Source organism: Delftia sp. S65 (assembly GCF_016516495.1).
In the GTDB taxonomy this organism is placed as follows: Bacteria; Pseudomonadota; Gammaproteobacteria; order Burkholderiales; family Burkholderiaceae_C; genus Comamonas; species Comamonas acidovorans.
Genome location: NZ_JACVUR010000009.1, coordinates 52,445 through 78,380 on the forward strand (window position 1 = coordinate 52,445; position 25,936 = coordinate 78,380).

Here is a 25,936-nt window from a genome sequence, read left to right on the forward strand (position 1 = left end):
GCTATCTCCGTGACAGGTCCGCGCCGCGCCGCACGGCCATCTCACGGCCCATGGCCGCCTGCGTTGCCTCTGGCAGCAGGCCGCGCGCCTGGGGGTAGGCCAGCCGCTCTTCATTCTCGACATGGCTGGCATAGCAGGCCGCGAAGCGTTCGAACACCGCCTCGTCAGCCGCGCCAAAGCCCTGGCAACGCCCCTCGGCCATGTCCAGCAGCGGCTGGCGCGCCAGCGCCCAGTCGGCGCTCATCAGGCCGTGCTCGCGCTGCAGGCGCTGCACCAGGGCCACAGTCTGCGCATCGCCCTGCTCCAGCAGCGGCGGGAAGACATGCAACTCTTCGTCCTCATGGTGCAGCGGCGCCGCCTGGTCGAAGTAGCGCAGGATGTCGCGCGCCGCCTGGCGTGCGCTGTCGTCGCAACCTTTGGTCTGGAGATGCACGCGCAGCCGGTCCAGCAGCGCCAGCATGCGCAGCACGCGCTCGTGGCAGGCTTCGAGCATTTCGAAGGGCTGGTCGAAGCCCGTGCCGGGCGCGCGCCAGCCGGGCACGGCATCGCCCTGCGGGCGCGGGGCCACGAACACTTTCATCCACAGCTCCCCAGATGGCCGCAGGCCGTGCAGTACTCGCAGCCGTCCTTGCGGATCACGGCATGGGCGCCGCATTCCTCGCATTTGCGGCCGGCCATGACCATGGGGTCGGTGGCCAGAGCTTCGGGCTCGGGCAGCGGCGATGGGGCGGGCGGTACGCCGCTGCCGCGCCGGGCCAGGATGTTCTGCACCGCATAGGCGATGGCGGCCACCTCGGAGTCGTGCCACATGGGCACGCGCGTGCCGTCGTCGCGCTGGTGGGTGCCCAGGCGCACGGGGCCCCGGTCCCAGGCCACCTTGCGCATGTCGCTGAGGGCGCGCTCCAGGAAGCCGCCGCGCGCGGCCAGTGACAGCAGGCGCATGCTGGAGGTCACCCATTGCTGGGACTCGCCGCTCTGGCCCACGGGCATGAAGAATTCGATGGCGCGGTCCACCGTGCGGCCATCGGGCAGCACCACGGGCAGGAAGGAGACGACCAGGTACAGGCGCTTGGGACCTTGCTGGGTCCAGTACTCGATCTTCTCGGCCACGGCGTCCAGCGCGCCCTGGGGGCGGCTTTCTATCACGGTGCGCAGCGGGTCGGGTGCGGAAGCCGCTAACCCTGCCGGCGCGGGGGAGGCCGGCTTTTCAGCAGATTCAGGCGCATGGGTTTCGAGCACGGCGCCCAGAATGGTGTTGGGCCGGTAGGTGGCCAGGCCCTTGAGGCCGGCCTTCCAGGCCTGGCGGTACAGGTCCTTGAAGTCCTCGTAGGGATAGTCGGCCGCCACGTTGACGGTCTTGGAGATCGCCGTGTCCACGAAGGGCTGCACGGCCTGCATCATGGCGATGTGGCCGGCCGCAGGCATCTGCAGCGCGCTGACGAAGTAGTCGGGCAGCTGCTGCACGTCGCCGCCCAGCGAGCGGTACAGGCGCCAGGCATGGTCTTCGACCGCGTACTCGGCGCTGCCGCCATCGGCCGTGCGCTTCTTTCGCTTGTAGGTCCAGGAGAACGGCGGCTCTATGCCGTTGGAGGCGTTGTCGGCAAAGGCCAGGCTGACCGTGCCCGTGGGCGCGATGGACAGCAGGTGGCTGTTGCGTATGCCGTGCGTGCGTATGCGCTGGCGCAGCGCATCGGGCAGGCGGCTGGCGAAGGTGCCTTCGGCCAGATAGCCATCGGCGTCGAACTTGGGGAAGGCCCCCTTCTCGCGCGCCAGCTCCACCGAGGCGCCATAGGCCGCATCGCGCATGCGCTCGGCAATGCGCGCGGCCATGGCCCGGCCCTCGGGCGCGTCGTAGCGCAGGCGCAGCATGGCCAGCGCATTGCCCATGCCCGTGAAGCCCACGCCGATGCGCCGCTTGGCCTCGCTTTCCTCGCGCTGCTGCGGCAGCGGCCACCAGGTCAGCTCCAGCACGTTGTCCAGCGCACGCACCTGCACGGCCACGGCACGCTCGAAGGCCTCGAAGTCGAACACAGGCTCGCCCGCAAAGCCGAACGGATGGCGCACGAAGCGCGTGAGGATGACGGGGCCGAGGTCGCAGCAGCCGTAGGAGGGAAGCGGCTGTTCGCCGCAGTTGTGCACATACAGGCCATTGGCGTCGAAGGCGTGGCAGTCTGCCACCGTGACGTCATAGACCATTTCCTCACCGTCGCTCTCCAACACCTGGACGGTGGCAGTGAAGCGCTCACGGTTCGGGGTACGCCGGTACTGGGCCAGGGCCTGCTCCAGCCGTTCGGCCTTGTCGGTGTCCGCAAGGCCTATGCGGTCGGCAAAGATGCCAAGGTTGTCGCCGCTGATGACCAGTTCATGCTGTGGCTGGGTTGCATAGTCGCGCTGGCCGCCTTTGCCGTCGGGCATGGCGCGCAGTTGGGCTGGCCGACGGTTCTCATAAATCGTCGACGCCATGCCCTGGCGCAGCAGCATGCGCTGCACGGTACGCAGCAACTCAGAATCGCTCTGTGACAGGCGCAGGCTCACGCCCTTGTCCTGTGTGCCCTGGACCGATCCATCGGCATCAAACAGGCCGCGCAGCAGCCCTGCGGAAAATGCAGAAGAGGCCGCTTCCATGGACTTGGTGATGCACTTGCGCCCTGGCTCCATCCCCATGCCAAGCGCCAGATCGCGCAATGCGGCACTGGCCATGCGCGCCTCGCCACGTCCCGCCACTGGCCGCTGGAATCCACGGAAATCCGCGCGGTGGCGCAAGCTGGCGGCTGCAGCCTCGGCGGCCTGCATGATGCCTGCCGCGCCCGTCGCGGCATAGGCCAAAGCACTGCTGGCGTTGCCTGCGACCTGGCGCAGCTCGGGCGCCCATACGCTGATCACCGCCTTGTCGGCCTTGAGGGTTCCATCGCCTATCAGCAGGCCCAACAGGTAGCCTTCGGCCTCGGTGCCCCGCCCATCCCAGCCTTGAAGCGCACGGTGGTTGTGCAGCAGTACCTCATCGCCTGCCTGCAGTTGGGCGGCCGGAGTCCATTCAGCCTGCAACGCATAGCGCGTGCGGCGAGCGACACGCCGCACCAGATGGTCTGCGGTCAGGCGCAGCACCTGGCCCTCGCGTGTGGTCAGCCGCAGCACCGGCTTGCGGCCGGTGGCAAAGAAGCCCGCGCTTTCGGTGGCGTAAACCTGGCCGTCGACCACGGCGCCAAATGTCTTTCCGACGAGGTCTGCAACCTGGGCTGGTCCCGACTCGGTGAGTACCCAGGTATCTGCCGTGACGCAAGGATTCGTCGCCGCGATCTCCTCGCAGTAGCGCAGGTTGTTGTCGTCGTTGATGTGGTCCAGGAAGAGGATACCGGGCTCGGCGAAGTCGTAGGCCGAGCGCATGATGGTGTCCCACAGCGTGCGGGCGGGCAGGGTCTGGTAGACCCACTGGCCGTCGGCGCGCTGGTGGGCACCCTGCTCCAGCAGGGCGGTGCCGGGGCGGGCGCGATGCACCAGGTGCCAGGGCTGGTCTTCGGCCACGGCCTGCATGAACGCGTCGCTGACGCCGACCGAGACGTTGAAGTTGTTCCAGCGGCCCGGCGTGCGCTTGGCGGTGATGAATTCGAGCACGTCGGGGTGGTCGATGCGCAGCACGCCCATCTGGGCGCCGCGCCGCGCGCCCGCGCTTTCCACGGTGGCGCAGGACTGGTCGAAGACGTTGATGTAGCTGCACGGGCCCGAGGCCAGCGAGGCGGTGGCGCGCACCTCGGCGCCACGGGGGCGGATGCGCGAGAAGTCGTAGCCCACGCCGCCGCCGCGGCGCATGGTTTCGGCGGCTTCGCGCAGGGCTTCGTAGATGCCGGGGTAGCCACCGTCGTCCACGCCCTGGATGCAGTCGCCCACGGGCTGCACGAAGCAGTTGATCAGCGTGGCCTGCAGGTCGGTGCCGGCCGCGCTCATGATGCGCCCCGCGCCTATGGCGCCGGCCTGCAGGTTGGCCAGGAACAGGGCCTCGCATTCGGCGCGGCGCGCCTCGGGCTCGACCGAGGCCAGGGCGCGGGCCACGCGGGCGTAGAGCTCGCCCACGCCGGTCTCGCCGTTCTTGAGGTATTTTTCGCGCAGCACATCGAGGCTGATGGGCTGCAGATCCGCCGCGTCCTGCGCGCGGCCCAGGTTTTCGCGATGCATTGGCATGGCTCCCGTGTTGACTTGCCTGCCGCCGTCCCTGGCACTTGCTCGGGCCTCAGTCGACAAGCACTTGTCCATCATGCTCCACGTAGGGCGGGTACGGCCCGGTGCCGCTGTGCGGAGCTTGAGATGCCGCAACAAAGCGGCCGGTCTGGACATCGAAGACATGGACTTCGCCGTCTTCGATGACATAGTGCCATCCGTGCAGGCTGAGCTGCCCGGCCTCTACCCGCGATCGCACCATGGGATAGTCCATCAACCGTTCGAGCTGCAGCACGACGGCGCGCTGCTCGGTGCGGCGCAGCGCCTCGGGGCCGGCCTGCACGGGCAGCACGGCCTCGCGGCCCAGGTCCAGCCAGCGCTGCAGGTTGCGTGCCTCGGGCGAGACTTCTCCATACAGGGCCTTGATGGCTCCGCAGTGGCTGTGGCCGCAGACCACGATGCGGCTGACCTGCAGGTTGAGCACGGCGAATTCGATGGCCGCCGCCGTGCCGTGGTGGCCGTGCGATCCGTCGTACGGCGGCACGAAGGCGCCCACGTTGCGCACCAGGAACAGCTCGCCCGGCGGGGCCCCCGTGAGCAGGTAGGGCACGAGGCGCGAGTCCGAGCAGCCGATGAACAGCGTGGTCGGGTGCTGGCCCTCGTCGACCAGGGTGCGGAACTGCGCGCGGTACTGCGGGAAGGCGTGCTCGTGGAAGCGCCGCAGGCGCAGCAGCAGCTCGTCGTCGGGCATGGGCACTTCCCCGGCTATTGCACCAGCGGCGAGTCGGCCGCAGCGATGCGCACGCCCACCACTTCGGACTGGCCGGCCAACAGTTGCAGGTACTGGTGGAGCGCGCTCACCCAGGTCTGCTGGTGCAGGGCCTGGGCGACGGCCGGGCGCGCCTGCTGCCAGTCGGGCAGAACGCCCGCCTCGCGCGCGCAGACCTCGACCACGTGCAGGCCGAAGCGGCTGTGCACCAGGCGCGGCAGCACGCCGATTTCCTGGGAGGCAAAGACATCGCGCGCGAATTCGGGCGCGCAGTCGCTGCGGCCCAGCCAGCCCAGTTCGCCGCCGTGCTGGCCGCTGGGGCAGTTGGACCATTGGCGCGCGGCCTCGGCAAAGCGCAGGCCGGCGTCGTCGGCGCAGCGCAGCTCGATCAGCAGGGCCTCGGCCCGCTGGGTGAGGGCGCGCACGTCCACGCCGGGCGTGACGGCAAACAGCACGTGGCGCAGGCGCACGCGCTCGCCCTGGGCGAAGCGCGCGGGGTTGGCATCGAAGTGGCGGCGGCAGGCGTCCTCGCCGGGCTCGGGCAGGTGCAGCGATTGCTCCAGCAGCTGCTCTATGGCCTGGGAGGCGCGCTCGCTGATGACGCCGTCGTCGCCGGCCGCATCATCGGCGCCCAGCAGGCCTTCGCGCTGGGCCGCCTGGCGCAGCAGCTCGGTGCAGGCGCGCTGGCGCAGTTCGCGCTCGGGCGGGCGCTGTCCGGGTGCGTGCAGCGGCGTGTTGTTGATGCGGGCCACCTCGGCCCCGGCCGCGCCCACGGGCTGGAAGGCGGGCACTTCGGGAATCGCCGGGAGATCCCCCATCGGTGCAGAAGAAGTAGAAGAAGGGGTTGAAGACGCGCAGCCGCAGTGGCCGCCGCCCGATCCGTTGCATCCATGTTCCATGTCGATCTCCTCAATGGCCGGGCTTGGCATCACGGCGTGCCGACGATGCGGGCAGGCCCAGGCGGCGCGAGCGCACCAGCTGGTAGGGACGCAGCAGGTAGACCAGGGTGCCGAAGCCGCTCCAGACGTGGACCAGGCGCGTGAAGGGGAAGACCAGGAAGATGCTCATGCCCAGGAACATGTGGGCCTTGAACACCCAGCCGGCCTCGGCCAGCAGTTCGGCCGCGCCGCCACGGAAGGTGACGATGCGCTGCGCCCATTCGGCCAGGGCCATCATCATGGAGCCGTCCATGTGCTTTGCCGACAGCGGAATGGTGGCCAGGCCCAGCAGCAGCTGCAGCCACAGCAGCCAGAGGATGGCGATGTCGCTGAACCTGGAGTTGGCGCGGATGCGCACGTCCGACAGCCGGCGGTGCAGCAAGATGGTGAGGCCGATGAAGCCCAGCGTGCCCGCGATGCCGCCGCTGACCATGGCCAGCAGCTGCTTGGCGCCTGCGGCCATGAAGGGCTCGTAGACGAAGTGCGGCGTGAGCATGCCCACGGTGTGGCCGAAGAACAGAAACAGCACACCGATGTGGAACAGGTTGCTGCCCCAGCGCAGGCTGCCGCTGCGCAGCAGCTGCGATGAGTCGCTCTTCCAGGTGTACTGGTCGCGGTCGAAGCGCAGCCAGCTGCCGATGAAGAACACGGCCAGGCAGATGTAGGGGTAGAGGCCGAAGAGCAGGTGGTCTATCCAGGAGGGGGTCATGTCAGGCTCCTTTGGCGGGGTCCTTGGGCTTGGGGCGCCGCCGTGCGGCGCACGAAATACACGGGCTGCTCGGCGCCGGGGCGGGATTGGCCCTGGCTGCTGCAGCCGTCGAAGGCGGCGGGTTCGGCCCAGGCCTCGTCCATGGCGGGCTCGGGGCGGATTTCCACGCGCTCGGCCCTGTGGCCGGTGATCTCCAGCACGGCCGCGATCACGCTGGCGTAGGGGCTGTCGCGCCGCACCAGCGCCGTGAACAGGGCGTTGAGGATGTGGGCCATCTCGCCCAGGAATTCACGGGCGATGGTCGGCGGCTGGGTGGAGGCGAACTCCAGCACCACGGCCAGGTGGTCGGGCAGTTCGTCGGCCTCGAAGGCCAGGCCCGCGCGCTCGTAGGTCTGCTGCAGGTCGATCAGCGCCGGGCCCCGGTCGGCCGAGTCGCCGTGCACATGCTCGAACAGGTGCAGCGAGGTCTGGTGGCCCCGGTCGAAGGTGTCCACGTAGCGGGCCTCGGCCTCGAAGGGGTCCATGGCCTGCAGCTGCTCGGCCAGCTGCTGCAACTCGCGCAGCCGCGCGGGCGCCACGGATTGCTCCAGGCGCAGGGCGTCGATCAGGCCCGGCAGCAGGGCGCGCAGCTCGGCGCCGGGGTAGCCGATGAGGCAGGCCAGCGCGCGCAGCGTCAGGCGCACGGGGGAGGAGGTGTTGTGATTGAACATGGCGGCAGTCCTCACATTTGCGCGTGGATGGGGATGGTGCGCGGCTTCTTGCCGCCGAACAGGCTGGCGTCGGTGCTGCCGTCGGAGCAGCCGTTGCCGAACGAGAAGCCGCAGCCGCCGCGCAAATCGAACGCGCTTTCGGCGTATTCGCGGTGGGCCGAGGGGATGACGAAGCGGTCCTCGTAGTTGGCGATCGCCATGGTCTGGTACATGTCCTCGACCTCGTCCACCGTCAGTCCCGCGTACTGGAGCACGGCCAGGTTCTGTTCCTGGTCCACGTGCTTGCTGCGCTGGTACGCGCGCATGGCCAGCATGCGCTCCAGCGCGCGCACCACGGGCGTGGTGTCGCCGGCGGTGAGCAGGTTGGCCAGGTACTGCACGGGGATGCGCAGCTGCGAGACATCGGGCAGGTCGCCATTGATGGGGCTGCGGCCGACACTGTCGAGATGCCCGGCGTTCGCCGCCGAGGTGATGGGCGACAGCGGCGGCACATACCAGACCATGGGCAGGGTGCGGTACTCGGGGTGCAGCGGCAGGGCCACCTTCCAGTCCACGGCCATCTTGTAGACGGGGCTGGACTGGGCGGCCTCGATCCAGGCGTCGGGGATGCCGTCGATGCGGGCCTGGCGGATGACCTCGGGGTCATTGGGGTCCAGGAAGATGTCCAGCTGCGCCTGGTAGAGGTCGCGGTCGCGCTCCACGCTGGCCGCTTCCTCGATGCGGTCGGCGTCGTACAGCAGCACGCCCAGGTAGCGGATGCGGCCCACGCAGGTTTCGGAGCAGACGGTGGGCTGGCCGGCCTCGATGCGCGGGTAGCAGAAGATGCATTTTTCGGCCTTGCCGCTTTGCCAGTTGTAGTAGATCTTCTTGTAGGGGCAGCCGGAGACGCACATGCGCCAGCCGCGGCACTTGTCCTGGTCGATGAGGACGATGCCGTCCTCCTCGCGCTTGTAGATCGAGCCCGAGGGGCAGGACGCCACGCAGGCCGGGTTCAGGCAGTGCTCGCACAGGCGCGGCAGGTACATCATGAAGGTGTTCTCGAACTGGCCGTAGATGTCCTTCTGGATCTGCTCGAAGTTCACGTCATGGCTGCGCTTGCTGAATTCGCCGCCCAGGATTTCCTCCCAGTTCGGACCCCATTCGATCTTCTCCATGCGCTGGCCCGAGATCAGGCTGCGCGCGCGCGCCGTGGGCGCGGCCTTGCTTTCCCTGGCCGACTGCAGGTGCTCGTAGTCGTAGGTGAAGGGTTCGTAGTAGTCGTCGATCTGGGGCAGGTTGGGGTTGGCGAAGATGCGCATCAACAGGCTCCACTTGCCGCCCTGGCGGGGCGCGATGGAGCCGTCCGTGCGGCGCATCCAGCCGCCGTTCCACTTGGCCTGGTTTTCCCACTCGCGCGGGTAGCCGATGCCGGGCTTGGTCTCGACGTTGTTGAACCAGGCGTATTCGACGCCGGGGCGGCTGGTCCAGACGTTCTTGCAGGTGACGGAGCAGGTGTGGCAGCCGATGCACTTGTCCAGGTTCAGCACCATGCCGATCTGTGCGCGGATTTTCATCGTGTTTCTCCTTGTTGTTCAGGCATGGGCGGCTGCGCCGGCCGGAGCTTCGTCATCCAGCCAGTCGATGCGGCGCATCTTGCGCACCAGGACGAACTCGTCGCGGTTGGTGCCGATGGTTCCGTAGTAGTTGAAGCCGTAGCTGTACTGCGCGTAGCCGCCGATCATGTGGGTGGGCTTGAGCACGATGCGCGTGACCGAGTTGTGGATACCGCCGCGCGTGCCGGTGATCTCCGAGCCCGGCGTGTTGATGGTCTTCTCCTGCGCGTGGTACATCATCACCATGCCCGGCTTGACGCGCTGGCTGACCACGGCCCGCGCCGCGATGGCGCCGTTGGCGTTGTACAGCTCCACCCAGTCGTTGTCGGCGATGCCGGCGCTCTTGGCGTCGTCCTCGCTGAGCCAGACGATGGGGCCGCCACGCGCCAGCGTGAGCATCATCAGGTTGTCGCCATAGGTGGAGTGGATGCCCCACTTCTGGTGCGGCGTGATGAAGTTCAGCGCGATCTCGGGGTGGCCGTTGGGCTTTTGGCCCTGCACTTCCTGCAGCGCCTTCATGTGCACGGGCGGGCGGTAGCTGACGAAGCCTTCGCCGAAGTCGCGCATCCACGGGTGGTCCTGGTAGAACTGCTGGCGGCCGGTGAGGGTGCGCCATGGGATCAGCTCATGCACGTTGGTGTAGCAGGCGTTGTAGCTGACCTTCTCGCTTTCCAGGCCCGACCAGGTGGGCGAGCTGATGATCTTGCGCGGCTGGGCCTGGATGTCGCGAAAGCGGATCTTCTCGTCCTCGCGGTGCAGGGCCAGGTGGGCGTGCTCGCGCCCCGTCTGCTTCGACAGCGCCTCCCAGGCCTTGACGGCCACGTGGCCGTTGGTCTCGGGCGCCAGCATCATCACCACCTCGGTGGCGTCGATGTCGGTGACGATGCGCGGGCGGCCCTGGCTCACGCCTTCCTCGCGCACCAGGCCGTTGAGCTCGCCCAGTTGCTCCACCTCGGTCTCGGTGTTCCAGCCGATGCCCTTGCCGCCGTTGCCCAGCCTGTCCATCAGCGGGCCCAGGGCCGTGAAGCGCTTGTAGAGGTTGGGATAGTCGCGCTCGACCACCGCAATCTGCGGCGCGGTCTTGCCGGGGATCAGGGCGCACTCGCCCTTCTTCCAGTCGCGCACGCCATCGGGCTGGGCCAGCTCGGCGGGGGTGTCGTGCATCAGCGGCGTCAGCACCACGTCCTTTTCCACGCCCAGGTGGCCCACGCAGACCTCGCTGAAGGACTTGGCGAAGCCCTTGTAGATCTCCCAGTCGCTCCTGGCCTGCCAGGCCGGGTCCACGGCCGCCGACAGCGGATGGATGAAGGGGTGCATGTCGCTGGTGTTGAGGTCGTTCTTCTCATACCAGGTGGCCGTGGGCAGGACGATGTCCGAGTACAGGCAGGTGGTGCTCATGCGGAAGTCCAGCGTGACCAGCAGGTCCAGCTTGCCTTCGGGCGCCTTGTCGTGCCAGCGCACTTCCTGCGGCTTGGCTTCATCGTGGCCCAGGTCTTTTCCTTGCACGCCGTGCGTGGTGCCCAGCAGGTGCTTGAGGAAGTACTCATGGCCCTTGCCCGAGCTGCCCAGGATGTTGGAGCGCCACACGAACATGTTGCGCGGCCAGTTGGCCGGGTGGTCGGGGTCCTCGCAGCTCATGGACAGCGAGCCGTCCTGCAGGGACTGCACCACGTGGTCCTTCACGTCCAGGCCCTGGGCCTGGGCGTCGCGCACCAGCTGCAGCGGGTTGGCCTGCAGCTGCGGTGCGCTGGGCAGCCAGCCCATGCGCTCGGCGCGCACGTTGTAGTCGATCATGGCGCCGCCGTACTGGCTGCGGTCGGCCAGCGGGGACAGCACCTCTTCCACACCCAGCTTCTCGTAGCGCCACTGGTCGGTGTGGGCGTAGAAGAAGCTGGTGGAGTTCATCTGGCGCGGCGGGCGCAGCCAGTCCAGCGCAAAGGCCAGCGCGGTCCAGCCGGTCTGCGGGCGCAGCTTTTCCTGGCCCACGTAGTGCGCCCAGCCGCCGCCGCTCTGGCCTATGCAGCCGCACAGCATCAGCATGTTGATGATGCCGCGGTAGTTCATGTCGCAGTGGTACCAGTGGTTCATGGCCGCGCCGATGATGACCATGGACTTGCCGCGCGTCTTCTCGGCGTTGTCGGCGAACTGGCGCGCAATGGCGATCACCTGGTCACGCGGCACGCCGGTGATCTTTTCCTGCCAGGCCGGGGTGTAGGGCGCATCGGCGTCATAGCCACCATCAGCGCCCTCGCCTTCCAGACCGCGGTGGATGCCGTAGTTGCCCGCCAGCAGGTCGAACACGGTGGCCACGACGGCCTCCTCGCCGTCCAGCACCATGCGCGAGACGGGCACGCGGCGCAGCAGCACGTCCGTGCCCTGCTCGTTGGCGTCGAAGCCCGGCGACTGCAGGCCGCCGAAGTAGGGGAAGGCCACGTCGGCCACTTCACTGTCCACGCCCTGGCCGTCCAGCACCGAGAGCTTAAGCTGCACGTCATTGCCCGTGCGCGCCTCCTTGGATTCGAGGTTCCACAGGCCCTCGTCGGCGCGGCCGGCCTCGCCCCAGCGAAAGCCGATGGAGCCGTTGGGCAGGGCCACGCCGCCGTCCTCGCCGTAGGCCACGGTCTTCCACTCGGGATTGCTGTCCTGGCCCAGGTGGCCGTCGAAGTCGCTGGCGCGCACATAGCGCTCGGGCACCAGGGCCGTGCGGCCATCGGGCAGTTGCTGGCGCTTGAGGCGGATCAGCAGCGGCAGGTCGGTGTAGCGGCGCGCATAGTCCTCGAAATAGGCTGGGCGGCCGCGCTCGCCGAAGTAGAACTCCTTGAGGATGACGTGGCCCATGGCCATGGCCACAGCCGCGTCCGTACCCTGCTTGGGGTGCATCCACAGGTCGGCCAGCTTGGCGACCTCGGAGTAGTCGGGCGTGACGGCCACGACCTTGGCGCCCTTGTAGCGGACCTCGGTGAAGAAGTGGGCGTCGGGGGTGCGCGTCTGGGGCACGTTGGAGCCCCAGGCGATGATGAAGTTGGAGTTGTACCAGTCGGCGCTCTCTGGCACGTCGGTCTGCTCGCCCCAGGTCTGGGGGCTGGCCGGCGGCAGGTCGCAGTACCAGTCGTAGAAGCTCATGCACACGCCGCCGATCAGGCTCAGGTAGCGGCTGCCTGCGGCATACGAGATCATGGACATGGCCGGAATCGGCGAGAAGCCGATGATGCGGTCCGGCCCGTGCTTCTTGATGGTGTAGACGTTGGCCGCCGCGATCATGCGGTTGACCTCGTCCCAGCTGCTGCGCACGAAGCCGCCCAGGCCGCGCTGCTTTTGCCACTCGCTGCGCGCATCCGCGTTCTCGACGATGGCGGCCCAGGCATCGACCGGGCTCCTGGCCACGGCCAGGGCGGCACGCCAGTGCTTGAGCAGCCGGCCGCGCACCATGGGGTATTTGACGCGGTTGGCGCTGTACAGGTACCAGCTGTAGCTGGCGCCGCGCGCGCAGCCGCGCGGCTCGTGGTTGGGCAGGTCGGCGCGCGTGCGCGGGTAGTCTGTCTGCTGGGTCTCCCAGGTCACGATGCCGCCCTTGACGTAGATCTTCCACGAGCACGAGCCCGTGCAGTTCACGCCGTGCGTGGAGCGCACCACCTTGTCATGCGCCCAGCGGTCGCGGTAGGCGTCTTCCCAGGTGCGGTCCTCGCCCGTCACCTGGCCATGGCCGTTGGAGAATTCCTGCCGGGGCAGGGAGAAGTAGGAAAGCTTGTCCAGAAAATGGCTCATCGCGGGACTCCTTGTTGTTCGTTGCGGTGCGGTCTGCGGCCCGGGGCTCAGCAGGGCATCTCGGCGTTCCTGCGCGCGTAGTACCACCAGGTCACGCCCACGCACAGCACATAGAAGGCGGCAAACACCCACAGCGCCAGCTCGGGCCCGCCCGTGGCGGCGATGGAGCTGCCGTAGCTCTTGGGGATGAAGAAGCCGCCGTAGGCTCCCAGCGCGCCCGCAAAGCCCAGGGCGGCCGCGCCTTCGGTATTGCCCTCCTTGAGGGCATGGGCCTGCGCTTGCTCGCTGGGATGGGCGCCCAGTTCGCGCTGCTTGAGGGCCAGGAAAATCGCCGGGATCATGCTGAAGGTCGATCCGTTGCCGATGCCCGTGGTCAAGAACAGCACCAGGAACATCAGGAAGAAGCCCATGAAGCTGCCCTCGGCGGGGCCGAAGCCCAGCGCGTAGCCGCCACTGCCCTTGGGCAGGAAATACAGCACGCCCACCACGGCCACGGCCATGACGAGGAAGTTCCAGAACGTCACGCGCGCGCCGCCCGCCTTGTCGGCCAGCCAGCCGCCAAAGGGCCGCGACAGCGCGCCCAGCAGCGGGCCCAGCCAGGCATAGGCCAGCGGATTGACCGCCGGGAACTGGCTCTTGATCAGCAGCGGAAAGCCGGCGGCAAAGCCGATGAACGAGCCGAAGGTGCCCAGGTACAGCAGGCACATCACCCAGTTGTGCTTGCGCCGGAAGATGGCGGCCTGGGCCGCGAAGCTGGCCTTGGCGTCGGCGATGTCGTTCATGCCGAACCAGGCGGCCAGCGAGGCGATGGCGATCCACGGCACCCAGATGAAGGCCGCGTTCTGCGCCCAGACCCGGGTGGTCTCGCCGGCCTTGGTGATGGTCTGCGCATCGCCGCCGAAGACGCCGAAGATGCCGGCCGTGATCACCAGCGGGCTCAGGAACTGCACCACCGACACGCCCAGGTTGCCCAGGCCCGCGTTCACGCCCAGGGCCGAGCCCTTGCGCTCCTTGGGAAAGAAGAAGCTGATGTTGGCCATGCTGGAGCTGAAGTTGCCCCCGCCCAGGCCGCACAGCAGGGCCAGGATCAGCATGGTCGGATAGCCGGTGCTGGCGTCCTGCACCGCGTAGCCGATGCCGATGGCCGGGATCAGCAGCGAAGCCGTGGACAGCGCCGTCCAGCGGCGCCCGCCCATCAGCGGCACCATGAAGGAATAGAAGATGCGCAGCGTGGCGCCCGACAGCGCGGGCGCCGCCGCCAGCCAGAACAGCTGGTTGGTGGAGTAGGTGAAGCCCAGCGCGGGCAGGTTCACGGCCACCACGCTCCAGACCTGCCAGATGGCAAAGGCCAGGAACAGGGCGGGCACCGAGATCCAGAGATTGATCCTGGCGATGGCCTCGCCCTCGCGCTCCCAGAACTGTTTGTCCTCGGGGCGCCAGAGGGTCAGCACGCTGCCGGGGCGGCTGCGCGCGGATGCCTTTGCGGCGGTCTTGGTGTTCGCATGCATGTGCAACTCCTGCGGTTCAGCGCGCGGCCGGCTGCACATCGCTGTGGCCGCCGTGGCTGTTGAGCACGTCGGTGCGGCGCACCTCGGTGAAATACATCCAGATCAGCGACACCCAGACCACGCCGTACAGCAGCATGAAGGCGCTGGAGCGGATGCCCGTCCAGTCCAGCAGCACGCCGAACAGGATGGGCAGGATGAAGCCGCCCATGCCGCCGGCCAGGCCCACGATGCCGCTGATGGCGCCGATGTTTCCGGGGTAGTCGTCGCTGATGTACTTGAAGACGCTGGCCTTGCCGAAGGCCATGGCAATGCCCAGCACGAACATCAGCGCGGTGAAGGCATAGACGTTCAGGCCCAGGTGAAAGCGGGTGCTGCCCTCGGTGGTGAGCACCGTGAAATCGGTCTGCGGATAGGACAGCAGGAACAGGCAGACCCAGCACACCCACATCACCCACCAGGTCACGCTGTGTGCGCCGTACTTGTCCGACAGCCAGCCGCCGATGGCGCGCAGCACGCCGCCCGGCAGCGAAAAGCAGGCCGCCAGCAGGGCCGCCACGCGGATGTCCAGGCCGTACTCGCCCACGTAGTACTGCACCATCCACAGGCTCAGCGCCACATAGCCGCCGAAGACGATGCTGTAGTACTGGCAGTACTTGAGCACGCGCGGGTCCTTGAGCGCCTTCAACTGGTCGCTGAAGCGCACGTTGCTGGGCACCAGGTGGGCCGGGTCGCTGTGGCTGAACAGCCAGAACAGCACCAGCGCGCCCAGCATGATGGCCGCATAGGCATGCGGCACGGCGGCCCAGCCGAAGGCCACCAGGATCACCGGCGCCACGAACTTGTTGACCGCCGCGCCCGAGTTGCCCGCGCCATAGATGCCCATGGCCATGCCCTGACGCTCCTTGGGAAACCAGCGCGCCACATAGGGCGTGCCCACCGAGAACGAGCCGCCTGCCAGGCCCACGAACAGGCCGATGGTCAGGAAGTGCCAGTACTCGGTGGCATAGCCCATCACCCAGATCGCGGGCACGGTGACGGCCATCAGCACCGCCATCACGATGCGCCCGCCGAAGCGGTCGGTCCAGATGCCCAGCGGCACGCGCACCAGCGAGCCCGTGAGCACGGGCATGGCCGTGAGCAGGCCGAACTGCGTGGCGTTGAGGTCCAGCATCTTCTTGATGGGGATGCCGATGATGCCGAACATCATCCAGACCATGAAGCAGACCGTGAAGGCCAGGGTGCTGACGGCCAGGACCGACCAGGCCTGGCGGTCGTGGCGTGTGCCTGTGCTGGTGCTCTTGCGGGGGTCGCCCTGTGCGGTGGGCGCTGTGTTTGCCATTTTGTTTTCCTCGTGGGGGCTATGGCATCCATGGTCCCGCGCGAGGGCCGCGCCGCACATCCGCCAGCCGTACGCTCGGACAAGGCGGAAGAACTAGGAGCGCGCAGGCGGGCCTAGTTCCAAAGAACTATCGGGGACAAAAAGGCTTGACGCAGATCAGGAACGGCGGCCGAAGACCGATTTCGGGCTGCGCCCATAGAACCGCGTGAACGCGGCACTGAAGTTCGACGGATGGGCATAGCCCACCTGCCAGCCGGCCTGGGCGACCTGGCAGCCGGTCTCCAGCAGCGCCCAGGCGCGGCGCATGCGCAGCTCCAGCAGCAGGGCCTGGGGCGTGGTGCCGAAGACCGCGCGAAAGCCCTGCTTGAGCCGGTGCTCGCCCAGGCCCACGGCGGCGCTCAGGTAGGCCAGGGTCAGCGCGCGGTCCATCTGGGTGGACAGCAGTTCGCGCGCCTGCTCCAGCCGGGCCAGTTCGTCGGCCGACCAGCGCGGTGCCGCCTTGGCCGGCTGCGGCGCAGGAGCGAGATGCCGCAGCTCCAGCGCGGCCAGGCTCAGCATGGCGATGTGGCGGTCCAGCGCATCGGTGGGCTGATGCCCGGGTGGCTGGGCCAGGCGCCGCGCCAGCGCCAGGCTGGCCGGCAGGCTGGCACGGTGGTCCAAGGGCCGCACGCCGGCCGCGCCGTCCACCTGCGTCAGCCGCCGCGAAAGCTCGGCCCCCAGATAGCGGTCCAGCGCCGCGCCCGACAGCAGCAGGCGCAGCTGGCGCACGGTCTGCCCGGCCGCATAGCGGCGCTCGCCCTGGCTGCCGCGAAAGGCTGCCAGCGTGGTCTGCCCCGCGCCGAAGCGCAGTGCCGCACCCGTACGCGCCACAAAGCCCGATTCCCCGGCCAGCCCCAGCGTGATGACCAGGGTGCGGCCCTGGTCCGAGGCATCGGCCTGCACGCTGTCCTCCACCAGATCGCGCAGCGGGCAGTAGTGCGAGCGCGCCAGCACGATGCCGTCGCCCAGCGTGAAGCGCTCCGCATGGCAGTCGCCCAGCTCGGCGGGCAGGGCATGCCGCGTCCAGCCCGGCGCACAGGGCTGGGGCAAGGCAAGCGAGGAAGGGATGCGGGAGGTCATGTGAGAGGGATGGATGCGCGCTTCGCATAGGAAATGCTCCGGCGCGCATACGTTTTCAAATGATAGCGATTCTCATCTTCCCTAGCATCGGTCTCCAACGAGATTCCCTTTTGGAGAGGACGAGAAAACCATGGCATTCCCCCTTCGCTGGCCGGCCGCGCTGGCCCTGGCCCCCTTCACGGTGGCGGCCCAGGGCCAGGCGCCCGAAGCCACCCTGCCCGAGATCACGGTCACGGTGAACAAGCAGGCCGAGAGCCTGGACGCCGTGCCCGCCAGCGTCTCCGTCTTCGACGGCGCGGCGCTGGAGGCGGCCGGCGTGCGCGGGCTGGACGCGCTGTCCGCCCAGGTGCCGGGCTTTGTGTTCCAGGCCTTCGGCCAGTCGGGCGTGCAGCCGCCCGTGATGCGCGGGCTGACGGCCAACTTCGTGTCGTTCTCCTCGTCCACGCTGCTGCTGGTCGATGGCGTGCCCACGCTGATGGCCCAGGGCTTCGAGCACAACCTGCAGGGCGTGGACCGCGTGGAAGTGCTGCGCGGCCCGCAATCGACCTTGTACGGCCGCAATGCCGAAGCGGGCGTGGTCAGCATCGTCACGCGCCAGCCGGGCGACGCGCCCTATGCATCGATCAGCGCCGAGGCCGGCAACCACGGCCAGCGCGCAGGCAGCTTCGAGCTGGGCCGCGCCCTGGTGCCGGGCCAGCTCTACATCGGCCTGTCGGGCGAGTGGCGCGCGCAGGACGGCTTCATTCGCCAGCAGGCGACGGGAGCACGCGTGGACGACCGCGAGCGCGCCAGCGGCCGCCTGGCCCTGCGCTGGACGCCCACGGCCGAGACCGAGGCCACGCTGCGCTACGCCCAGCAGCGCTGGGACGACGGCGCCGCGCAATGGGGCAGCATTGCCGCGCCGCGCGCCACGGTGAACTCGGGCACGGACAGCTGGAACCGCTCGCGCGGGCAGACGCTGTCGCTCGATGTCTCGCACCGCTTTGCCTCGGGCCTGCGGCTGCGCTCCATCACCGCGCGCAATGTCTTCGACGACCGCGTGCTGCAGGACACGGACTTCCAGCGCGCCGACCTGCTCCACGTGCGGCGCGACTACCGCCTGGCCACGACCTCGCAGGAACTGCGCCTGGAGGGCGAGGCCGCAGGCCTGTGGAACGCGCGCTGGCTGGCCGGCCTGTACCTGGACCGCGACGACCATGACCTGCGCTACGAGCAAAAGCTGCCCGCCGCGCTGATGCGGCCCACGGCCGGACTCAAGGGCAGCACGGCGGCGCTGTTCACGCACTGGACCGTCCCGCTGTCCGAGCGCTGGACGCTGGCGGCCGGCGCGCGCGTGGAGCGCAACCGCGTAGAACTGGCCCCCGTGGGCGCGGCGGCGCGCAGCGACGACTGGTCGCGCTTGAGCCCCAAGCTCTCGCTGCAATACCAGTGGTCGCCCCAGGGCCAGATCTACACCAGCCTCAGCGAGGGCTACCGCGCGGGCGGCTTCAACGTGTTCTCTCCGGCCATGGGCTATGCGGCCTACGAGCCAGAGACCGTGCGCGCCTGGGAGATCGGCGCCAAGGGCCGGCTGCTGGGGCAGCGCCTGCGCTATGCGGCCTCGGTCTACACCCAGCAGGTGCGCGACATGCAGGTGCAGCAGATGGGCCTGCCGGGCGTGGTCTACATCACCAATGCGGCGCGGGCGCGCTCCACGGGTGCGGACTTCGAGCTCGACTATGTGTTCGGCGGCGGCTGGCAGCTGCAGACCGCCCTGGGCCTGAACCGCACGCGCTTCGGCAGCTTCCGCGACGGCGCCGCCGTCTACGACGGCCACCGCAACCCGTTTGCGCCCGACATGACGGCCCATGTGGCCCTGCGCTACGACGCGCCCGGCCGCTGGTGGGCGCAGGCCGCCGTGCAGGGCTCGGGCAAGGTCTACCTGGACGCCGCCAACGCCTACCGCCGCCCCGGCTACGGGCTGCTCAACCTGTCGGCCGGCTATGCCCAGGCGTCCTGGGAAATCGCCGCCTACCTGCGCAATGCCGCCAACCGCCGCTACGACGCCGTGGGCTACCTCAACGGCCAGGTCGTGGTCTACAGCCCGCCGCGCGAGTTCGGCGTGCGGCTGACCTGGCGCATGTGACTCCCTTTCGTGAAAAGGACCTTCCGATGAATACACCCCGCTGTGAATCCCCTACCCACGCCCCCTCTCACGCCCTGCAACCGCTGTGGGATCTGGCCGCCGCCCAGGTGCAGGCCGAGGCCCTGGTGCTGGCCCTCGAATCGGGGGCGCTGGACCGGCTGGCCACGCCCCAGACGCCGGCCGAGCTGGCCCAGGCCCAGGGCTGGAACGAGGCCAATACCTCCCATTGGCTGGAATTGCTGTGGAGCATGGGCCTGCTGCGGCGCGGCCAGCACGAGCCCGTGAGCTACCTGCTGGCCACCGATGCGCTGCGCTACCTGCACAGCGCATCGCCCGAGTCCTGCGGCGCGGCCTGGCTGTTCCGCCTGCGCTCGCTGCGCCACTCCGCCACGCTGCTGCGCGGCCTGGTCGAGCACGGCCCTGCCGGGGACGGCTCGGCCTGCAGCGCCCCCTTGGCCACGGGCAATGCCGAAGGCTGGGCCGCCGCCGCGCGCGCCCAGATCGGCCAGGAGCAGCGCGCCGTCAGCGTGCCTGCCGCGCTGCAGGTGCTGGGCCAGGTGCCCGAGGTCGCTGCCGGTGCGAGTGCCGCGCGCCGCATGCTGGACCTGGGCGGCGGCCCCGGCTGGATTGCGCTGGCCCTGCTGCGCCAGCAGCCCGCGCTGCAGGCCAGCGTTTTCGACTGGCCCGAGGCCGTGGCCGTGGCGGCGGACAACGCCCGCCAGTCCCGCCTGTCCGACCGCTTCACCGCGCTGGGCGGCAACCTGGCCATGGACGGCATAGGCAGCGGCTACGACCTGGTCTGGTGCTCGTCCGTGCTGCACTTCGTGCCCGATGCGGCAGCCGTGGTCGCCAAGGTGTTCGACGCGCTGGCGCCCGGCGGCGTCTTCGTCTGCGCCCATGCCGAGGTGGGTGAGACGCCCGAAGCCGCCCTGCGCACCCTGCCCTACTACCTGCCCATGCGCCTGCTGGGCCGCAGCGTGACGCGGCGCGGCGAGCTGCAGGCGCTGCTGGCGCAGGCGGGTTTCGAGCGCATCGAACGCATCGAGTCGCGCGAGTTTCCGATGGCGCCGCTGGCCGTGCTCGTGGCCCGCAAGGCCGCGCCATGACGGCCGCAGCTCCCCGCCCTGTCTGGCTGCTCCAGGCACTTTTTGGCTGGCTGCACCTGGCGCTCACCGCCCCCAGCGTCTACCTCTGGCTGGGCCTGCCCCTGGTCATGCGCCAGCATGGCTGGTCGGGCACGGCCATCGGCCTGTTCCAGCTGGCGGGGCTGCCCGCGCTGATCAAGTTCGCGCTGGCCGCGCCCGTGGAAGCGCGCAGCGCGAACGGCCAGCCGCGCTACCGCGCCTGGGCGCTGGCCCTGTGCCTGGCCTATGCGGCCGTGCTGCTGGCCCTGGGCTGGCAGCAGTTGCTGGCCGAGCGCCTGTGGCTGTTCGGCCTGGCCTTCGCGGCCGCGCTGGCCGCCACCTGGGCCGACATTCCCGTCAGCGCCCTGGCCATCCGCCTGCTGCCCGCGTCCGAGCGCATGCGCGCCGGGGGCGTGCGCGCAGCGGCGCTGTCGCTGGGCGCCATCGTGGGCGGCGGGATGATGCTGCTCATGCAGGCGAAATGGGGCTGGCGCGCGCCCTTCTTGTGCCTGGCCGGCGCGCTGGCGCTGGGCGCCCTGCTGCTGGCCTGGGTGGTGCGCCATGAGCCCGGGGATGCGCCCTCGCCCCTGCTGCTGCCTGTGCCCAAAGCTGGACTGGCCGCCATGGTCCGCGGCTATGGCGCCCAGCCCGGCGCCTGGCGCTGGACCCTGGTGCTGGTCAGCTACTTCCCCTTCATCGGCGCGGCCTGGTTCTACCTCAAGCCGCTGATGCTGGACCACGGCTTCGCGCCCGCCCAGGCCGCCCTGCTGGCCGGCATGGGCGGCGGCGTGGTGGCTGCGCTGGCGGGCGCGGCCTCGCCCCTGCTCACGCGCCGCCTGGGCACCCGGCGCGCCCTGCCCCTGTATGCGGGCTGCAACGTGGCGGCGCTGGCACTGCTGGCCGCCGTCATCGCAGCCGGCGCCCCGGCCCCGGGCCTGGTCGCGGCCGTGGCCTGCGTGGCAGCAGCCATGGGCGCCTCCTCGGCCTGCGTCTTCGGACTGATGATGCAATTCGCCCGCCCGCGCTGGCAGGCCTTCGACTACGGCCTGCAGGCCAGTCTGTTTGCCGCCAGCCGCATGCTGGTGCCGCTGGCGGCCGGCGTGGCACTGGACGCCGTGGGAGCAGCGGCCATGCTCACCGGGCTGACCGTGGCGGCCGCGCTGGCCTGGGTCTGGGCGCTGCGGTGTGCGGGGGATGGGTGGGTGCAAGGAGATGCGGGGACGGCTGGAACGCAATGATCCGTTGGCCTCTGCCAGCATGCGTGGCGGGGGATGAGAAGCCGGCGGCATTCACGTGCACAATTTCCACTGTTCACGAACCAGCCGGCATCCCACGGCTGCCCCGTGTTTGAAACGAAGGCATGCGCCATGCGATTGAAATCCGTCACGCTCAACAACTTCCGTTGCTTTGAATCCCTCACGCTGGATCTGGATCCGCGCCTTACGGTCATCGTGGGGGAAAACGGTGCGGGCAAGACGGCACTTCTGGATGGCATTGCCAGCGGACTGACCCCTGTGCTGACCCACTTGTCCTCGGCAGACCAGCGACTGACAGGCCGTGGCATCAAGGACTCGGACTTTCGCCTTCAGGCCTTGTCAGGACCACGCGGAAAAGCGCAATGGAGCACGGCCGACTACGCACAGATCATGACCACCACCGTAGGTGATCTGCGCTGGGATTACTGGCGCCCTTCCGCCAGCGGCAAGGGACGGAAACCCGCACAGACATGGGGCGAGACGGCTCTCAAGGAGCACCTGAATTCGATCACCGACAGCTACAAAACAGAGAGTCCGGCTCCGACGCCCGTATTCACCTACTACGGGGCAAGCAGAGGCCACATCGAGGTGCCTGAGCGTCTGCGCTCCGCAAAGAACAACTACGAACACCCGACATCCGCGCTTGTGGATTGCTTCAACCCCCGCAGCGACTTCCGGGAAATGCTGGCCTGGTTCGATCAGGAGGAGTCTTCCGAACTGCGCTCAAACAAGGGCGTGACGGGCGAGAACTACAAGCCGTTTTCCTCGCTGGAAGCGGTGCGCGCCACCGTGGTTTTATTGCTGGGCGGAGCCTTTCGCAACCCCCAATTCAATGCACGGCACAAGTTCGTTCTGGAGCGCGCCAGCGATGGGGCCGAGCTGCTGGTCAGCCAGTTGAGCCAGGGCTATCAAAGCATGTTGGCGCTGGCCATCGACTTTGCGCGGCGGCTTGCCATTGCCAACCGGTATGCCGAGTACGGCAACATCCACGCGCACCAGCAGTTTCTGATACACGCAACATCTGTTCTGGATGAGCATGATCCAGGCAGCTATGCGCCGTTTCAGCACGCGCTGACCATGAGCGCTCCGGCCATCATGCTGGTCGATGAAATCGACCTGCACCTGCACCCCACCTGGCAGCAGCGCGTGCTGGATGACCTGATGCGCACCTTTCCGGCGACGCAATTCATTGTCACCACGCACAGTCCGCAGGTCTTGACTTCGGTACGGCGCGAGAAGATCCGTATCCTGGAGCAGCACGACGGCCGCCTGCGCGTGCGCACGCCTGACTTCAGCCCGCTGGCCCATGAATCGGGCGATGCGCTGGCCAAGATCATGGGAACCCACCGGGAGCCGCCGTTGCCACTGCAAGACGACATCCGCCAATACGAACAGTTGGTGCGTGAAGGCCAGGAGCAGACCGAAGCCGCGCAGGCCCTGCGCGTCACCTTGCAGCAAGCGGGCTATCAATTCCATGAAAGCGATCTGGCCACCTGGCGCTTCCTCGCCGCACGCAATACCGGCAGGGCGCATTGACCATGGTGGAACTGGAACATCGCGCCATTCCTACGGCGTCTCTCACGGCCTTCGTCGCGGCAACCCCGCTTGCCACAGTCGCTGACTTCGACAGTCTGGCATTCCGCGCCGTCAAAGCGGCCGTCAAAGCCGACCTCAATCAGGACCAGGGAGGTCTGTGCGTCTATTGCGAAAGCGCTTTGGATGCAGAGGACGGGCAGGTGGAGCACATCAAACCCAAGGCGGGCCGCAACGCGCATCCGCACCTGTGTTTTACCTACACCAACTACGGCCATAGCTGCATCAACCACAAGACCTGTGGGCAGAAAAAGAAGAATGGTCTGCTGCCCATAGAACCCGGCCCTGGCTGCAATGCACAGTGGGCGCTGTCCACCGACGGAACCATCGAGCCTCGTCCAGGCTTGAATCGCAAACAGCGGCATCGCGTGACCCAGACCCGCGACATGCTGGGCCTGAACGCCGACTCCAATCTGGTGGATGAGCGCAGACGCTGGCTGGCGAACAGCATTGCCATCCTGCAGCAAGCGCCGGATGGCATTCAAGCCTTTTTGCAGTTGGCACCGTATCGCCACATGCTGGCAACGGCGCTGTAGCCGCCTGCGTTCTTTCTCTTGCAGCGCCTAATCCCGCTGCCGCTCCGACGCATACACCGCCGCCTGCACGCGCGAGCTCAGGCCCAGCTTGCGCAGGATGTGTTGCACATGGATCTTGACCGTGGTCTCGGCAATGTCCAGCGTGCGGGCGATTTCCTTGTTGCTGGCGCCCCGGGCGATCTGGACCAGCACCTCTTCCTCGCGCGGGGACAGCGGCGAGGCCGGGGCCTCGTCCGGCTCGGGCGCCTGGGGCTCGGGCGCGCCCTGGGACTGGAAGGCCGCCACCAGCTTGCCCATCATCTCGGGGCTGACCACGGGCTCGCCGCGCGCGGCGCGGCGCAGGGCCTCGGACAGCAGGTCGCCGTCGATGGTCTTGAGCAGATAGCCCTGGGCGCCGTTGCGCAGCGCGGCCGCCAGGTCCTGGCCGTCCTCGCTCACGGTGAGCATGACGACGCGGCTGCCGGGCGATGCGGCCCGCAGGCCCGCGATGGCATCGACGCCCAGCACGCCGGGCAGGTGGTTGTCCAGCAGGATGACCTGGGGCGCCAGCGCGGGCACCAGGCGCAGTGCCTCGCCCGCGTCGCCGGCCTCGCCGACCACGCGCAGGCCTGCGTCCTGGGCGATGAGGGCGATCAGGCCGCGGCGGAACAGCGTGTGGTCGTCGATGACGAAGACGGAGATGGGGCTGGAGAAGGACATGGGGCGGTCTTTTTCTTGCGGGAGCGTGTCACGCGTTCGAGGGGAGGGCCTGCGCTGGCGCGCCGGCCGAGGCCGACGGCGGCAGCTCGATCAGCACGCGCGTGCCCTCGCCGGGGCGCGAATGGACATGGACCAGCGCCTGGGCCAGCAGGGCGCGCTCGCGCATGATGCCCAGGCCCACATGCAGCGAGTCCGGCGCAACGGCGGCGGGGACGAAGCCGCAGCCGTCGTCGCAGACTTCGAAGCGCCAGGGGTGGCGCCCCACGCGCAGCTCCACATGCCTGGCACCCGCGTGCTTGCGCACGTTGGACAGCGCCTCCTGCACCATGTGCAGCACCTGGATCTGCACGTCGGGCGCCAGCGGCAGGCCCTGGCCCGTCATGCTCAGCGAGGTGGCAATGCCCGTCTGGTGCTCGAACTTGGACAGTGTGGCGCGCAGCGCGGCCTCGATGTCCTCGGCGCTGGTGCGCGTGCGGAAATGCACCAGCAGCTCGCGCACGTCGGCATAGCATTCGCGCACGCCCACTTCCAGCTCGCCCAGGCTGCGGTCGCGCGCCTCGTCGCGGCCCTTGGCCACGGCGTCGCGCAGCAGCTGGGTCTGTATCTTGAGAAAGGCCAGCGACTGGGCAATGGAGTCATGCAGCTCGCGTGCGATCAGGCCGCGCTCCTCGGCCACGGCGGCCTCGCGCTCCAGCGCCGTGGCGCGCAGGCTTTCCATGGCGCTGGCCAGGTGGCGCGCCATGGCGGACAGCAGGTCGCGCATGTCGTCCGTGAGCACCACGGTGGAGCGAAAGAACAGGTTGACCTCGCCCAGCAGGCGCTGCTGCAGTTGCACGGGGATGCTGACCACGGTCTCGAAGCCGGCCTCGCGGCAGTGCGGCAGCTGCAGGTCGCTGGCCGGCGTGATGGGGATCACGCGCAGCCGCGCCTGCTCGCGCGGCTGGCCGCACAGGCAGGCTCCCGTGTGCAGGCAGTGCTCCTGCACCGACATGGACTGGGGCAGGCCGTCGCCGGCCAGCAGCACGTAGCGCTCGTTGGCCTCGTCGGACCAGCGCACCGTGGCCGCATCGGCCTGGGCCGCCAGGCGGACCTGGCGCACAAAGCCTTCGGCCAGGGACTGCAGGCTGGCGGCCTCCGACGCCTGCACGCTGACCGCGTACAGCGCCTGCAGCTGCTGGTGCTGCACATTGAGGCTGGCGGTCTTCTCGCGCACCTTGTCCTCCAGCTCGGCGTGCGAGCTTTGCAGCGACTGGGCCATGAGGTTGAAGCCTGCGGCCAGCTGGCCGAACTCGTCATCCACCTCCACGCTCATGCGCGTGTCCAGGTGTCCGCGGCGCATGCGCTCCAGCGCCGAGCGCAGCTGGCCCACGGGATGCAGCACCAGCCAGTAGCTGGTGGCCATGAAACTCACGGCCGCGATGATGGCCAGCGCCATCAGACACATCTGAAACAGGTGCAGGATGGCCGTCCAGCGCGAGAGCCGGTCCTCGATGGCCTCGACGAATCCGTCCACCTCGCGCACGAAGGCATCGGCGCTGCTCATGATGGCCTGCGCATCGACATGGTCCTCGGCCTGCCACTGCGTGCGCAGCGCACTCCAGTCGCCGCGTATGCGCTCGTAGCGCGCGCTGACCGCATCGCTCCAGGGCACGAACAGCGGCCGCGACATGTCGCCGCTGCGCAGCAGGTCCAGGCTGGCGTCGAACTGCCGTGCGCGCTCCTGCCACTGCGCAGGCGCCTCGTTCTGGCGCGCCATGGCCATGCGCACCATGCTCATGCGCAGCCGCCCGGCCTCGTTCACCGCCGCCGCGCCGCCTTCCAGCTGCCAGGCCACCCACAGCGTGAAACCAATGGAGGCCACGGCCGCGAGCAGGCAGGCTGCGCCCATGAGCAGCAGCTTGGTCGAAAGCGAGGGCTTGCCATGCATGGTTGCACTGTAGCCACGGCACATTTGCGCGTCTTGACCTGAATCAAGCGCCGCCCGTTTGCGCCGTGCACCGCC

Annotated in this window: 18 protein-coding genes; 5 read left to right on the forward strand and 13 right to left on the reverse strand. The window is 68.8% G+C overall.

The window, feature by feature from the left end; all coding sequences use genetic code 11:
• Position 1: 1 nt before the first annotated feature.
• From IAE24_RS10500 to IAE24_RS10550, 11 genes are all read right to left on the reverse strand, one after another.
• Positions 2 to 580, reverse strand: a complete 579-nt coding sequence (locus IAE24_RS10500) for a hemerythrin domain-containing protein (RefSeq protein ID WP_123694286.1) — start codon at positions 578 to 580, stop codon at positions 2 to 4.
• On the reverse strand, positions 577 to 4,170 hold the full coding sequence (locus IAE24_RS10505; RefSeq protein ID WP_199960504.1) for an LAGLIDADG family homing endonuclease: 3,594 nt from the start codon (positions 4,168 to 4,170) through the stop codon (positions 577 to 579). The genes IAE24_RS10500 and IAE24_RS10505 overlap by 4 nt, the downstream gene beginning before the upstream one ends.
• A 55-nt stretch (positions 4,171 to 4,225) precedes the next feature.
• A complete protein-coding gene (locus IAE24_RS10510) occupies positions 4,226 to 4,903 on the reverse strand; it encodes a carbonic anhydrase (protein ID WP_013804384.1) in 678 nt (225 codons plus the stop codon).
• Positions 4,904 to 4,917: 14 nt separating this feature from the next.
• The gene (locus IAE24_RS10515) at positions 4,918 to 5,739 is read right to left on the reverse strand and encodes a peptidylprolyl isomerase (RefSeq protein ID WP_199960505.1); all 822 of its coding nucleotides are present in this window, start codon (positions 5,737 to 5,739) and stop codon (positions 4,918 to 4,920) included.
• 91 nt (positions 5,740 to 5,830) lie between these two features.
• Entirely contained in the window at positions 5,831 to 6,568 is a 738-nt protein-coding gene (gene narI, locus IAE24_RS10520; RefSeq protein WP_071954236.1) for a respiratory nitrate reductase subunit gamma, read from the reverse strand.
• A complete protein-coding gene (gene narJ / locus IAE24_RS10525) occupies positions 6,565 to 7,278 on the reverse strand; it encodes a nitrate reductase molybdenum cofactor assembly chaperone (protein ID WP_199960506.1) in 714 nt (237 codons plus the stop codon). The genes narI and narJ overlap by 4 nt, the downstream gene beginning before the upstream one ends.
• A gap of 11 nt (positions 7,279 to 7,289) precedes the next feature.
• A complete protein-coding gene (gene narH / locus IAE24_RS10530; RefSeq protein ID WP_199960507.1) occupies positions 7,290 to 8,831 on the reverse strand; it encodes a nitrate reductase subunit beta in 1,542 nt (513 codons plus the stop codon).
• Positions 8,832 to 8,849: 18 nt separating this feature from the next.
• Entirely contained in the window at positions 8,850 to 12,635 is a 3,786-nt protein-coding gene (locus IAE24_RS10535; RefSeq protein ID WP_199960508.1) for a nitrate reductase subunit alpha, read from the reverse strand.
• A gap of 47 nt (positions 12,636 to 12,682) precedes the next feature.
• On the reverse strand, positions 12,683 to 14,143 hold the full coding sequence (locus tag IAE24_RS10540) for an MFS transporter (protein WP_013804389.1): 1,461 nt from the start codon (positions 14,141 to 14,143) through the stop codon (positions 12,683 to 12,685).
• 16 nt (positions 14,144 to 14,159) lie between these two features.
• Positions 14,160 to 15,482: an MFS transporter gene (locus IAE24_RS10545; RefSeq protein ID WP_199960509.1), complete on the reverse strand. Its 1,323-nt coding sequence runs from the start codon at positions 15,480 to 15,482 to the stop codon at positions 14,160 to 14,162.
• Between the two features lie 156 nt (positions 15,483 to 15,638).
• Positions 15,639 to 16,601 carry a helix-turn-helix transcriptional regulator gene (locus IAE24_RS10550; protein ID WP_199960510.1) on the reverse strand — a complete coding sequence of 321 codons (963 nt, stop codon included), beginning with the start codon at positions 16,599 to 16,601 and terminating at the stop codon, positions 15,639 to 15,641.
• A 130-nt stretch (positions 16,602 to 16,731) separates the two neighbouring features.
• Here IAE24_RS10550 and IAE24_RS10555 point away from each other — a divergent pair, with 130 nt between their 5' ends.
• From IAE24_RS10555 to IAE24_RS10575, 5 genes are all read left to right on the forward strand, one after another.
• Entirely contained in the window at positions 16,732 to 18,726 is a 1,995-nt protein-coding gene (locus IAE24_RS10555) for a TonB-dependent receptor (RefSeq protein WP_199960511.1), read from the forward strand.
• 26 nt (positions 18,727 to 18,752) lie between these two features.
• Positions 18,753 to 19,832, forward strand: coding sequence for a class I SAM-dependent methyltransferase (locus IAE24_RS10560; protein WP_199960512.1), 1,080 nt, complete (start codon positions 18,753 to 18,755; stop codon positions 19,830 to 19,832).
• Positions 19,829 to 21,088: an MFS transporter gene (locus tag IAE24_RS10565; protein ID WP_199960513.1), complete on the forward strand. Its 1,260-nt coding sequence runs from the start codon at positions 19,829 to 19,831 to the stop codon at positions 21,086 to 21,088. Before IAE24_RS10560 ends, IAE24_RS10565 begins: the two co-directional genes overlap by 4 nt.
• Positions 21,089 to 21,217: 129 nt before the next feature.
• Positions 21,218 to 22,642, forward strand: coding sequence for an AAA family ATPase (locus IAE24_RS10570; protein ID WP_199960514.1), 1,425 nt, complete (start codon positions 21,218 to 21,220; stop codon positions 22,640 to 22,642).
• Between the two features lie 2 nt (positions 22,643 to 22,644).
• Positions 22,645 to 23,235 carry a retron system putative HNH endonuclease gene (locus IAE24_RS10575; RefSeq protein WP_199960515.1) on the forward strand — a complete coding sequence of 197 codons (591 nt, stop codon included), beginning with the start codon at positions 22,645 to 22,647 and terminating at the stop codon, positions 23,233 to 23,235.
• Between the two features lie 27 nt (positions 23,236 to 23,262).
• Here IAE24_RS10575 and IAE24_RS10580 read toward each other — a convergent pair whose 3' ends face one another.
• A complete protein-coding gene (locus IAE24_RS10580) occupies positions 23,263 to 23,934 on the reverse strand; it encodes a response regulator (RefSeq protein WP_012203037.1) in 672 nt (223 codons plus the stop codon).
• 28 nt (positions 23,935 to 23,962) lie between these two features.
• Positions 23,963 to 25,861, reverse strand: a complete 1,899-nt coding sequence (locus IAE24_RS10585) for a type IV pili methyl-accepting chemotaxis transducer N-terminal domain-containing protein (protein WP_199960516.1) — start codon at positions 25,859 to 25,861, stop codon at positions 23,963 to 23,965.
• Between the last annotated feature and the right edge of the window lie 75 nt (positions 25,862 to 25,936).

Coding starts and splice junctions, on each gene's coding strand:
- IAE24_RS10505 (WP_199960504.1), bottom strand. CDS start 4,170: ATGCATCGCGAAAACCTGGGCCGCGCGCAGGACGCGGCGGATCTGCAG.
- narI (WP_071954236.1), bottom strand. CDS start 6,568: ATGACCCCCTCCTGGATAGACCACCTGCTCTTCGGCCTCTACCCCTAC.
- IAE24_RS10555 (WP_199960511.1), top strand. CDS start 16,732: ATGGCATTCCCCCTTCGCTGGCCGGCCGCGCTGGCCCTGGCCCCCTTC.
- IAE24_RS10560 (WP_199960512.1), top strand. CDS start 18,753: ATGAATACACCCCGCTGTGAATCCCCTACCCACGCCCCCTCTCACGCC.
- IAE24_RS10545 (WP_199960509.1), bottom strand. CDS start 15,482: ATGGCAAACACAGCGCCCACCGCACAGGGCGACCCCCGCAAGAGCACC.
- IAE24_RS10500 (WP_123694286.1), bottom strand. CDS start 580: ATGAAAGTGTTCGTGGCCCCGCGCCCGCAGGGCGATGCCGTGCCCGGC.
- IAE24_RS10515 (WP_199960505.1), bottom strand. CDS start 5,739: ATGGGGGATCTCCCGGCGATTCCCGAAGTGCCCGCCTTCCAGCCCGTG.
- IAE24_RS10570 (WP_199960514.1), top strand. CDS start 21,218: ATGCGATTGAAATCCGTCACGCTCAACAACTTCCGTTGCTTTGAATCC.
- IAE24_RS10540 (WP_013804389.1), bottom strand. CDS start 14,143: ATGCATGCGAACACCAAGACCGCCGCAAAGGCATCCGCGCGCAGCCGC.
- IAE24_RS10580 (WP_012203037.1), bottom strand. CDS start 23,934: ATGTCCTTCTCCAGCCCCATCTCCGTCTTCGTCATCGACGACCACACG.
- narJ (WP_199960506.1), bottom strand. CDS start 7,278: ATGTTCAATCACAACACCTCCTCCCCCGTGCGCCTGACGCTGCGCGCG.
- IAE24_RS10585 (WP_199960516.1), bottom strand. CDS start 25,861: ATGCATGGCAAGCCCTCGCTTTCGACCAAGCTGCTGCTCATGGGCGCA.
- IAE24_RS10550 (WP_199960510.1), bottom strand. CDS start 16,601: ATGACCTCCCGCATCCCTTCCTCGCTTGCCTTGCCCCAGCCCTGTGCG.
- IAE24_RS10535 (WP_199960508.1), bottom strand. CDS start 12,635: ATGAGCCATTTTCTGGACAAGCTTTCCTACTTCTCCCTGCCCCGGCAG.
- narH (WP_199960507.1), bottom strand. CDS start 8,831: ATGAAAATCCGCGCACAGATCGGCATGGTGCTGAACCTGGACAAGTGC.
- IAE24_RS10565 (WP_199960513.1), top strand. CDS start 19,829: ATGACGGCCGCAGCTCCCCGCCCTGTCTGGCTGCTCCAGGCACTTTTT.
- IAE24_RS10575 (WP_199960515.1), top strand. CDS start 22,645: ATGGTGGAACTGGAACATCGCGCCATTCCTACGGCGTCTCTCACGGCC.
- IAE24_RS10510 (WP_013804384.1), bottom strand. CDS start 4,903: ATGCCCGACGACGAGCTGCTGCTGCGCCTGCGGCGCTTCCACGAGCAC.